10 protein-coding genes are annotated in these 11,287 nt (G+C 37.6%); 9 read left to right on the plus strand and 1 reads right to left on the minus strand.

Translation table 11 applies throughout. The annotated features are described in order from the left end of the window. Positions 1–133 precede the first annotated feature (133 nt). Positions 134–1,240, minus strand: a complete 1,107-nt coding sequence (gene ytvI / locus FAR12_RS15160) for a sporulation integral membrane protein YtvI (protein WP_126409614.1) — start codon at positions 1,238–1,240, stop codon at positions 134–136. A gap of 169 nt (positions 1,241–1,409) precedes the next feature. Between ytvI and FAR12_RS15165 the strand changes: the two genes are divergently transcribed. The 9 genes from FAR12_RS15165 to hflC all read left to right on the plus strand — a co-directional run bounded on the left by FAR12_RS15165 (position 1,410) and on the right by hflC (position 11,257). Beyond that, positions 1,410–1,871 (plus strand): DUF441 domain-containing protein, encoded by a 462-nt coding sequence (locus tag FAR12_RS15165; RefSeq protein ID WP_126409615.1) that lies wholly within the window; start codon positions 1,410–1,412, stop codon positions 1,869–1,871. Between the two features lie 384 nt (positions 1,872–2,255). Continuing rightward, positions 2,256–3,377: a citrate synthase gene (gene citZ, locus FAR12_RS15170; protein ID WP_126409616.1), complete on the plus strand. Its 1,122-nt coding sequence runs from the start codon at positions 2,256–2,258 to the stop codon at positions 3,375–3,377. Positions 3,378–3,614: 237 nt separating this feature from the next. Further along, a complete protein-coding gene (gene icd / locus FAR12_RS15175; RefSeq protein WP_170972220.1) occupies positions 3,615–4,883 on the plus strand; it encodes an NADP-dependent isocitrate dehydrogenase in 1,269 nt (422 codons plus the stop codon). An 87-nt stretch (positions 4,884–4,970) separates the two neighbouring features. Further along, complete coding sequence (mdh, locus tag FAR12_RS15180) at positions 4,971–5,909, plus strand: malate dehydrogenase (RefSeq protein WP_126409618.1); 939 nt, start codon at positions 4,971–4,973, stop codon at positions 5,907–5,909. A 116-nt stretch (positions 5,910–6,025) separates the two neighbouring features. Then, on the plus strand, positions 6,026–6,502 hold the full coding sequence (locus tag FAR12_RS15185) for a MaoC/PaaZ C-terminal domain-containing protein (protein WP_126409619.1): 477 nt from the start codon (positions 6,026–6,028) through the stop codon (positions 6,500–6,502). Between the two features lie 197 nt (positions 6,503–6,699). After that, a complete protein-coding gene (locus FAR12_RS15190; protein WP_126409620.1) occupies positions 6,700–7,416 on the plus strand; it encodes a response regulator transcription factor in 717 nt (238 codons plus the stop codon). After that, positions 7,413–9,191, plus strand: a complete 1,779-nt coding sequence (gene pnpS, locus FAR12_RS15195; RefSeq protein ID WP_126409621.1) for a two-component system histidine kinase PnpS — start codon at positions 7,413–7,415, stop codon at positions 9,189–9,191. The genes FAR12_RS15190 and pnpS overlap by 4 nt, the downstream gene beginning before the upstream one ends. Positions 9,192–9,360: 169 nt before the next feature. Further along, positions 9,361–10,329 carry an FtsH protease activity modulator HflK gene (gene hflK / locus FAR12_RS15200; protein ID WP_126409622.1) on the plus strand — a complete coding sequence of 323 codons (969 nt, stop codon included), beginning with the start codon at positions 9,361–9,363 and terminating at the stop codon, positions 10,327–10,329. Then, positions 10,322–11,257, plus strand: coding sequence for a protease modulator HflC (gene hflC / locus FAR12_RS15205; protein WP_126409623.1), 936 nt, complete (start codon positions 10,322–10,324; stop codon positions 11,255–11,257). Before hflK ends, hflC begins: the two co-directional genes overlap by 8 nt. The last annotated feature ends 30 nt before the right edge of the window (positions 11,258–11,287 follow it).

Raw genomic sequence — 11,287 nt, forward strand, 5'->3', positions numbered from 1 at the left:
TGCTATTTATTCGATTAAGTACATGACATCATATTTAAAAGAGAGTGAGTCCGAGAGAACCTGTTTTGATTGTATTCTTCCTAAAAAGTAAAACTCGCCAATTCTTTTGGCGAGTTTTACTTTTTTATACAAATTATCCTTTAATATAGCCCCAAAGATCCTTAAATACACTAGCCCGATGAAGCGTTGTAAGTATGACTAGAGTCACTGGACCAACGATCAAGCCTAAAAAGCCAATCAGCTTAAATCCTACAAACAATGCAATTAGTGTCGCAAGTGGGTCTAGTCCAATATTGGAGGAAAGAACCTTTGGCTCCATGACTTGTCTTTGCACGAGAACAATAACATAAAGAACGCCTAAACCGATTGCTAAAGGAATCTCACCTATGAGCGCTTCGTAGATAATCCATGGCACGAATATCAACCCGGTACCTAAATAAGGGATAATATCAACAAGTCCTGTTACCAGCGCTATCGTAATGGCATAATCTACTCGAAGAATAAGTAAACCGACTAGGATGATAATGGTTGTGATCGAAATCAAAGTAAGCTGGGCTTTGACAAAACCGAACAGAGCCTTTTTTAAATCACTAAAAACAGTTTTTCCACTAGATTTAGCTTTGGCCGGAATGAGTTTTCCAACACGTGCAGATAATCGATACCAATCCTTGCTAATAAAAAATGTTGCGAGCAATGAAAAGATCACGACGGTTGCAGCATTAGGAAACCAAGAGAAGATATTAGGAATCTTTTCAAAAAAGTTTTGAATGAAATCACCTAATGTCGTACCAATCGTTCTTCCGACATTTTCAATATTCTCTAGGATAGTGTTTTGTTGGCCTGTCCCAAGATTGTCAAACATATTTGAGAGCTGATTATAAAGTGGAATAATTTGTGATGCAAACAGGTGCTCAATGTAATCAATTAATGTTTCAAGATGTGTTGGAACAACCTGAGCTAAATAGTCAGCTCCTGAAACTATTTCAGCGACCAATAGCGTAATTAATCCTGCGAAAAGGGCAAAAATAATCAGCAGACTCACGATTACTGCTAATACTCTGGGCATTCGTGCTTTCGTATTAAAAAAATTCACTAATGGATTCATCATAAACGCGATCAGAAAGCCGATGATAAAAGGATAGGTTACCTTTGAAAGGTAGAAAAGTGCTAGAAAACTAACAATAACGATGCTTATGACTAAAATAAATCTAAGGGTTCGATGCAAATATGTATAGTTCATAGGAACCTCCTTTTGCAAATTTTTTACCTATGGTTCATACTTTGTTTAATACTACGTTTTATCACAGTAAAAGATTCTATTAGTCAGTTTTTTTTTGAGAGTTTGTCCAATGTATATGACTAATTTCTATGTTGAGATAACAATACATCGAGAAAGGGTGTAGAAATCTGTGTTTTCCCAGTCACTTATTTTTTTACTTCTTTTGTTGGGGATTGGATTAATTGTTAAAAACAATGGACTAATTATTGCCATTGCTTTCCTTATTATTATGAAAGTTATTGGTGTAGATTCAAAGTATTTTGCATTTATTCATTCAAAAGGTATTAATTGGGGAGTTATTGTCATCACAATTGCCGTTCTTGCACCAATTGCTAGTGGGGAAATTGGCTTTAAAGAATTAACAAGTGCATTCAAGTCTCCTTACGCATGGATAGCGTTGATATCTGGGATGGTTGTTGCCCTCTTAGCGAAAAATGGGATTACTTTATTAGCAAAGGATCCACATATAACATCTGCCCTCGTTCTAGGGACAATTTTAGCAGTGTCTATCTTTAAAGGTGTGGCTGTTGGCCCATTAATTGGTGCTGGAATTGCTTATATGGTCATGAGAGTATTCGATTTTTTTAAGTAGAATACTCTTAATCTTGCTTTATGAGTATTAAAAATGATAACCTTTTCATAAGCGGTGAAATAATTCTTTATTTTTCTAATAAAATATTAATTTTTTCACATTTTAGCCACATTCCGTTCACAAAAGTCAGATAATTGTTTATAATAGGACTTGTAAGCGCATCCGTCTTATGATCCGCAACAAACATTTATTTGGTTTTTTTTAAGAAAATGAAAGCATTTTCTTTTCGATGTTATTGAGCAAGCGCTCAACCATTTAAAGAATGGTCTGTGGCTCGGCATTTGTTGCCGACTTATTGGTCTAACGAAGACCGCATAGATAGACGTTTGTAAAAGTACAGACAAAGGGTATGGGGAAATTTATTTGGTAAAGGAGAGAGTTAAGATGACTGTAACACGTGGTCTGGAAGGGGTAGTCGCAACAACATCCTCCATTAGTTCAATCATTGATGATACACTAACTTATGTAGGGTATGACATTGATGATTTAGCCGTAAACGCCACTTTTGAGGAAGTAATCTATCTTCTTTGGCACAGAAAGCTACCTACAAAATTAGAGCTTGCAGAGCTTACTAAACAGTTAGCTGAAAATGCAGAATTACCGAAAGAAGTTATCGACCATTTTAAGATGTATCCAATTGACAAAGTACATCCTATGGGAGCCCTTCGTTCAGCGGTCTCGCTACTAGGATTGTACGATGAAGAAGCGGATGCAATGGACCCAGAAGCTAATTATCGTAAAGCGATTCGTTTACAAGCGAAGCTTCCTACTATAGTGACGACATTTGCTCGCATTAGAAAAGGTTTAGAACCTGTAGCTCCACGCACAGATTTAAGCTTTGCAGCGAACTTCCTTTATATGCTATCTGGTCAGGAGCCTGAACCAATTGCGATTGAAGCTTTCAATAAAGCGTTAGTGCTTCATGCAGATCATGAACTAAACGCTTCTACATTTACTGCTCGCGTTTGTGTAGCAACATTATCAGATGTTTATTCTGGTATTACAGCTGCCATTGGTGCGCTAAAGGGGCCACTTCACGGCGGAGCAAACGAAGCAGTTATGAAGATGTTGACTGAGATTGGATCTGTTGATCAAGTAGATTCATATGTTCGCGAAAAGCTTGATAATAAGGAAAAAATCATGGGCTTTGGTCATCGTGTGTATAGAAAAGGGGATCCACGTGCCAAGCATTTAAAGGTAATGTCCGAGAAATTAACGAACCTTACTGGAAAGCCTGAATACTACGAAATGTCGACACGCATTGAAAACATCGTAACTGGTGAGAAGAACTTACCACCAAACGTAGATTTTTACTCTGCATCCGTGTATGACAGCTTAGGTATTGATCACGATCTATTCACACCGATTTTTGCTGTTAGCCGTGTGTCTGGTTGGTTAGCTCACATTCTAGAACAATATGAAAATAACCGCTTAATTCGTCCACGTGCCGATTACACAGGACCTGGAATGCAAAAATATATTCCAGTTGAACAAAGAGGCTTATAAAATAGAAAGCAGCATTTTACTTTTATAGATTTTTTTCTCTGACTATTGCTACAATTTATGCTAGAATTAGTGAGGGGAAACTAGTTTATATGGGAATTTTCAGTAAAAATTGCTGTAGTGGAATGAGAAAAGGTTAGATGACACAGCCGCCCATGTAGGCGGTAAAGTCGCTAACCTTTGATTTTCGTAACTAGAAGCAAAACATTTTAGAAAGTCATCGAATTTGGAGGGAGAATCATTATGTCAGGTCAAAAAATCACAGTAACAAATGGGGTATTAAACGTACCAAATAATCCAATCGTTCCTTTTATTGAAGGAGACGGAATTGGTCCAGATATTTGGGCTTCTGCATCACGTGTATTAGATGCTGCCGTTGATAAGGCATATAAAGGTGAGCGTAAGATTGAATGGAAAGAAGTTTTAGCTGGGGAAAAAGCATTTAATCAAACAGGCGAATGGTTACCTCAAGAAACTCTTGATGTTATCCAAGAATACTTAATTGCGATTAAAGGGCCACTTACAACTCCTATCGGTGGAGGAATCCGTTCTCTAAACGTAGCACTTCGTCAAGAACTTGATCTTTTTGTATGTCTACGCCCTGTACGCTGGTTTGAAGGAGTACCTTCTCCAGTTAAGCGTCCGCAAGATACGGATATGGTGATCTTCCGTGAAAATACTGAAGATATCTATGCAGGTATTGAGTATGCAAAAGGTTCTGATGAAGTGAAAAAATTAATCAACTTCCTTCAAACTGAACTAGGTGTTAATAAAATTCGTTTCCCTGAAACTTCAGGTCTAGGAATTAAGCCAGTTTCTGAAGAAGGAACTAGCCGTTTAGTACGTGCTGCGATTGAATATGCAATTAAAGAAGGACGTAAATCTTTAACACTAGTTCACAAAGGAAACATCATGAAATTTACAGAAGGTGCTTTCAAGAACTGGGGATATGAGCTTGCAGAAAAAGAATACGGTGATAAAGTATTCACTTGGGCTCAATATGACAGAATCAAAGATGCAGAAGGTACTGAAGCTGCGAATAAAGCTCAAGCAGAAGCTGAGGCTGCTGGCAAAATCATCGTTAAAGATGCGATTGCTGATATTTTCTTACAACAAATTTTAACTCGTCCAAAAGAGTTCGATGTTGTAGCAACAATGAACTTAAATGGTGACTATATTTCTGATGCACTAGCTGCTCAGGTTGGTGGAATCGGAATAGCTCCTGGAGCCAACATTAACTATGAAACTGGACATGCTATTTTCGAAGCAACTCATGGTACAGCTCCGAAATATGCAGGTTTAGATAAAGTGAACCCATCATCTGTACTTCTTTCTGGAGTACTTTTATTAGAACACTTAGGTTGGAATGAAGCTGCAGACCTTATCACGAAGTCTGTAGAAAAGACCATCGCTTCTAAAGTCGTAACTTATGACTTTGCTCGCCTAATGGAAGGCGCAACAGAAGTGAAGTGCTCTGAATTTGGTGATGAATTAATTAAAAATTTATAATAGGTACGACATATAATAGACTGACTCATTTTTTTGAGTCAGTCTCCTTTGCATAATGAATTTTAATCCTTAAGGAGGAAAAATATTATGTCATTAAAACGTAAAAAAGTATCTGTTATTGGTGGAGGATTTACTGGAGCAACAACTGCATTTTTACTAGCGCAAAAGGAACTTGGAGACGTTGTATTGGTGGATATTCCACAAATGGAAAACCCGACTAAAGGAAAAGCGCTCGACATGCTTGAAGCTAGTCCAGTTCAAGGATTTGATGCGAATATTACAGGCACTTCTAATTACGAGGATACGAAGGATTCAGATATTGTCGTAATTACAGCTGGAATCGCACGTAAACCTGGAATGAGCCGGGATGATTTAGTTCAAACGAATCAAAAAATCATGAAATCTGTCACACAGGAAATTGTGAAATATTCTCCAAACAGTACGATCATTGTTTTAACGAACCCCGTAGATGCTATGACTTATACCGTTTTTAAAGAATCAGGATTCCCGAAAAATCGTGTCATCGGTCAATCTGGCGTTCTTGATACAGCGCGTTTCCGTACATTTATCTCACAAGAATTAAATTTATCTGTAAAAGATATCACTGGCTTTGTTTTAGGTGGTCATGGAGATGACATGGTGCCACTTGTCCGCTATTCTTACGCTGGCGGGATTCCATTAGAAACACTAATTCCAAAAGACCGCTTAGATGCCATAGTAGAGCGTACCCGTAAAGGTGGCGGTGAGATTGTTAACTTACTAGGAAACGGTAGTGCGTACTACGCTCCAGCTGCCTCACTAGTTGAAATGTGTGAAGCGATTCTTAAAGACCAACGCCGTGTGTTGCCATCGATTGCTTACTTAGAAGGTGAATTCGGCTATGAAGGAATTTATTTAGGTGTTCCGACGATTTTAGGAGCCAACGGAATTGAAAAAGTGATCGAGCTTGAACTAACTGCTGATGAAAAAGCAGCTCTAGACAAATCGGTAGAATCAGTTAGAAATGTTATGGCTGTGTTAGTATAATTGCATAGCTAGTGAAAAATCCAGGGCTTGATCCTGGATTTTTCTATTTCTAGATTTTTATGGTAAGATAAATATAAAAAATGAAACCGTTTACAATTGTTGGAGGTGGAGATTCCATGTTGCTTGGAAGAAAAAGAAAGCTAGGAAGAAAAATAAGTGAGATCACAATTGGTGAAAAGCTAACGCTATCTGAAAAAATCGAAGATAAGGATTTATTATTGTATTTGGGTCTTACTGATGATGCTAATCCTCTTTATATTCAACATGATTATGCTGCGCAAACTTCTTACAAAAAGCCAGTGGTACCAACGATTATGCTAACTGGACTTATCAGTTCAGCGATTTCGAAATATCTTCCAGGCCCTGGAAGCCATATTCTCAAGCAAGATATTGATTTTCTCAAGCCTGTTTACCATTATGGAATCGTTCACTTTTTATTTGAGGTAGTGGATGTAAATACTGGAACGAATACGATTCAACTAAGTGTAAAAGGAACAAATGAGGAAGAAGAAGTTGTGATTCAAGGACTCATGCAAGTTTCCCCGCCAGAACGTTTGGGAGGAATGGACGGAAAAGCTTTAGAAAATTTTTAGATAAAAATTTAGAGGGATTTTAAATAAGCTGGGGAGAAGATGTACAATTTGTATGTCTTCTTCTTTTTGTTTGCAACCTAGTATATTTTAAATTTGATTTCTAGTTTGTAAAAGAATTGTAAATTTACTTTAATCAAGAAAATTTATATTATAATGAAATTGTAAATGTAAGAAAAATTTCAAACCCGGAGGAGCTTATCGTGAAAAAAGTTCTTGTCGTAGATGATGAACAATCAATTGTAACGTTGCTACAATATAATTTACAGCAGTCTGGATACGAGGTTATAACTGCTATGGATGGAGAAGAAGGGAAAAATCTTGCCCTAAGCGAAAACCCAGATTTAATTATCCTCGATTTAATGCTGCCTAAATTAGATGGAATTGACGTGTGCAAACAGCTAAGACAGCAAAAAGTCTCAACGCCAATCTTAATGCTAACGGCAAAAGATGAAGAGTTCGATAAAGTTCTTGGTTTGGAATTAGGTGCGGACGATTATATGACAAAGCCTTTCAGTCCTAGAGAAGTAATCGCACGAGTGAAGGCAATATTGAGAAGAGTACAGGTTCAACCAGTTATGCCTGGACAAATTCCAGCAGATACAGAGTATATCAAAATTAGTAGTCTAAAAATATTTCCTGAGCATTATGAGGCTTATTTTGATGAAGAGTTGCTAGAGTTAACTCCAAAAGAGTTTGAGCTCTTGCTTTATTTAGCAAAGCATAAAGGAAGAGTACTAACGAGAGACCAATTATTAAGTGCAGTTTGGAATTATGATTTCGCAGGTGATACGCGAATTGTCGATGTTCATATTAGTCACCTTCGTGAAAAAATTGAACAAGATTCCAAAAAACCAACCTTTATCAAGACGATTCGTGGGCTTGGTTACAAGATGGAGGAGCCTAAGGGAGAATGAGGGGATATCGGACAAAGCTATTCGTTGGCTTAGTCACCCTCATTTTTGCCGTATTAATAGGGTTAGGGTTACTTTTAGGCCAATTATTTAAAAGTCATTATATGAATACCTACGATTCTCGTTTAAATAAGGAGAGTAGCATACTTGCAGCCTTCTTAGAAGAATCGGGTGGTCTCGATCAATTGGATCACGAGAAACTCGAATGGTACAGTGAAACATTAGATAGTAGAATCACAATCGTCAATTCTGATGAGAAGATTGTTTATGATAGTGGTAGCATCAATAATCTTGAACAAGCACGTCATGAATCGATTATTCATGATATTCTTGAAAACAAGATCGGAAATAAAAAACAAGAGAAAACATTAGAAGTAGGTGGGGGTTATAACCTCCAATACTATTGGGGACAAATTAAGCTCGATGATGAGGTAGAAGGATATCTTTTCTTAAGTGCGAAGCTATCTGAAATTCAAAAAGCTTATCAACAAATATGGTGGCTCCTCATAGGTTGCTTAGGTACAGCGCTTGTTGTGATTTTAATTTTAGGAGCGCGGATTACCTCAAGGTATACGAGACCGATCGAATCGGCTACTAAGGTTGCGATTGAATTAGCAAAGGGAAATTACCGAGCTAGAACTTATGAAGATTCTCTAGAAGAAACAGGAATGTTAAGTACCTCTATCAATATATTAGCGAGAAATCTTCAAGCAATGGTAAAGGCAAACGAAAATCAACAAGGACGATTAAGCGCACTCATTGAAAATATGGGAAGTGGTCTGCTCCTCATTAATAGTAAGGGGCATATTAATTTAATTAATCGCACTTTTATTGAAGTATTCCATGTAGAAAAGCAGGTTTATTTAAATAAGCTCTATTATGAAGTGATTAAGTACAAAGAAATTTCTGAGATCATCGAAGAAATTTTTATGACCGAGCATAAGGTTAGAAAACAAGTCGTACTTCCAATTGGGATTGAAAGACGATACTTTGAGGTGTATGGTGTTCCGATTTTAGGGACGAATGAAGAGTGGAAAGGGATTCTCCTAGTTTTTCACGACATTACGGAAATTAAGAAGCTAGAACAGGTCAGAAAAGATTTTGTGGCCAATGTTTCCCATGAATTGAAGACGCCGATCACATCGATAAAAGGATTTACGGAAACTTTATTAGATGGAGCAAAAGAGAATAAGGAAACATTAGAAAACTTTCTTCACATTATTTTGGAGGAAAGTAATCGGATACAGACGCTCATTTTAGATCTATTGGAGCTGTCCAAAATTGAACAACAAGGCTATACACTGTCGATTCAAAGTATTAATCTCAATCAATTATTTGAAGAGATGCTCCCGATTTTAAAACCGAAAGCGGATGATAAAAATATTCAGGTTCTAATGAAAGGTTCAGAGGAAGCGATCGAAATCGAAGGGGATGCTTATCGCTTAAAGCAAATCTTTATTAACCTGATTAGTAACGCTATCGCATACACGTTGAATGGTGGAGAAGTTTCTATTTCGATCGTGGAAAATGAAAAGACTGTTGCTGTTTCCATTCAGGATACTGGAATTGGGATTGAACAAGAGGAAATCCCGCGTATTTTTGAAAGATTTTATCGTGTCGATAAAGCGAGAAGTCGCAATTCAGGCGGAACAGGACTAGGGCTAGCAATCGTTAAGCATTTAGTAGAAGCTCATAAAGGAAAAATAGCCGTCGAAAGTGAAGTAGGAAAAGGAACAACCTTTACAATTGAACTGCACAAAAAGTTTCCGGTGAAATAGAAAGTTGATTTGGGGACTGCACCTAAAGGTAGGTAAGCTTACCATGGGTGTGGTCTTTTTTTGCAAATAAACTGCCTCTTAGTCTCCGACATTTCAGAATAATGAAACCTTTTTGTAATAAAAACGTAAAAAAGACTAGACACAAATCTGCAGGAGGAAAGGAGACTCTATGGTAAGTCTTAAGCGAATTTATACGATACTTGGTTTGGTCCTCGGAATTTTAATACTCGGTCTTGTTGCTTTTACCACCTGGTATACGGTGGATGAATCAGAGCAAGCCGTTCTATTAACCTTTGGAAAAGTAGAAGAAGGGGTGGAGGAGCCAGGCTTGAATTTCAAATTGCCGTGGCCAATCCAAAGTGTAGAAAAATTATCGAAAGAGACATTTAGTTTACAGTTTGGATATGAAGAAAACGAGGATGGAGTTATTAAGGAATTCCCTGAAGAAACAAAGATGATCACTGGTGATGAAAATATTGTCTTAGCTGATCTCGTTGTGCAATGGAAAATAAATGAACCATCTAAATATCTGTATAATGCGGATAATCCAGAAGAAATATTACGAGATGCTACTTCTGCTTCGTTAAGAAGTATCATCGGGAATTCCGCAATTGATGCTGCTTTGACATCTGGAAAAGCAGATATTGAAGCGGATGTTCATGATCTGCTGTCTCAACTAATTCAGAAGTATGACATTGGGATTTCGATTCTTGCTGTGAAACTTCAGGATGTGGAGCTTCCGAATGATGAAGTACGTCAGGCGTTTACTCAAGTGACGGATGCGCGTGAAACGATGAATACCAAATTAAATGAAGCAAATAAATACAAGAACCAAAAAGAAAATGAAGCAGTAGGGGAACAAAAGGCCATCATTTCTCGAGCACAAGGGGATAAGGCAGCTCGTGTAGAAGCAGCTCGTGGTAGTGTTGCTGTATTTAATGAATTGTATGCCGAATATAAAAATAATCCGGACATTACGAAGCAACGTCTCGTACTGGAAACATTAGAGCAGGTCCTCCCAGGTGCAGAAATTTACATTATGAATGATGATGGGAATACACTGAAATACTTCCCGATACGTCCACTTGAAAACACGAAAGCAGCAACTGAGGAAGGAGTGAAAGCAAAGGATGAGTGATCAAAACGTAATTGATATGAATGAACGTGGCGGAAGTGGCTTCAATGGGCGAGCCTATATTAAGCTCGGTATCTTTGCTGTCATTGTAATTGCCGTTATTATCCTGATTTTTACGAATCTCTTCGTTGTCAAAGAAGGCGAGTATAAAGTCATTCGTCAATTTGGTGAGGTTGTCAGAATTGATAACACACCGGGTATTACTTATAAAATTCCGTTCATCCAAACGGTTACTACATTACCAAAATATCAAATGACCTATGATGTGAAGGAAGCAGAAATTAATACAAAAGATAAAAAGCGTGTGTTAATTGATAATTATGCGGTTTGGCGAATTGAAGATCCGAAAAAAATGATTTCCAATGCTAGAACAGTTGTTAATGTGGAGACACGTATGCAAGAGTTTATTTATTCTGTCGTTCGTGCAGAATTAGGGCAACTAAATTATGAGGAAATTATCAACGATGAGAAGTCATCTAGAGGTTCCTTGAATGATCGAATTACCGAAAGAGTAAACGAACTATTAGCAAACGATAATTATGGAATCGTCGTAACGGATGTACGTATTAAACGGACGGATTTACCAGAAGAAAATGAACAGTCCGTCTTTACGAGAATGATATCTGAACGTCAATCCACTGCTCAAGGCTATCTGTCACAAGGTGACGCTGAAAAAAATCGTATTGAAGCAGAAACGGATAAAAGCGTGAAGGCAGACCTTGCGAAGGCATCCGCGGATGCAGAGTTGATACGAGCAGAAGGTGAGGCAGAAGCAGCGAAGATCTACAATGAGGCTTTTTCAAAGGACCCAGAATTCTATTCCTTATTTAGAACTCTCGAATCCTATAAAAAGACAATCAATGATGAAACTGTTATTGTTCTTCCTTCTGATTCTCCGTACGCACGACTATTAATGGGGTACACAGAATAATTCAAACGTTATTTTCGAAAAGAGCCAATC

The sequence above is a fragment of the Bacillus yapensis genome, assembly GCF_005280205.1.
GTDB classification, from domain to species: Bacteria; Bacillota; Bacilli; order Bacillales; family Cytobacillaceae; genus Robertmurraya; species Robertmurraya yapensis.

Excerpts from the sequence above, each read along its gene's own strand:
- FAR12_RS15185 (WP_126409619.1), top strand. The coding sequence starts at position 6,026 with ATGTTGCTTGGAAGAAAAAGAAAGCTAGGAAGAAAAATAAGTGAGATC.
- mdh (WP_126409618.1), top strand. The coding sequence starts at position 4,971 with ATGTCATTAAAACGTAAAAAAGTATCTGTTATTGGTGGAGGATTTACT.
- hflC (WP_126409623.1), top strand. The coding sequence starts at position 10,322 with ATGAGTGATCAAAACGTAATTGATATGAATGAACGTGGCGGAAGTGGC.
- ytvI (WP_126409614.1), bottom strand. The coding sequence starts at position 1,240 with ATGAACTATACATATTTGCATCGAACCCTTAGATTTATTTTAGTCATA.
- citZ (WP_126409616.1), top strand. The coding sequence starts at position 2,256 with ATGACTGTAACACGTGGTCTGGAAGGGGTAGTCGCAACAACATCCTCC.
- hflK (WP_126409622.1), top strand. The coding sequence starts at position 9,361 with ATGGTAAGTCTTAAGCGAATTTATACGATACTTGGTTTGGTCCTCGGA.
- pnpS (WP_126409621.1), top strand. The coding sequence starts at position 7,413 with ATGAGGGGATATCGGACAAAGCTATTCGTTGGCTTAGTCACCCTCATT.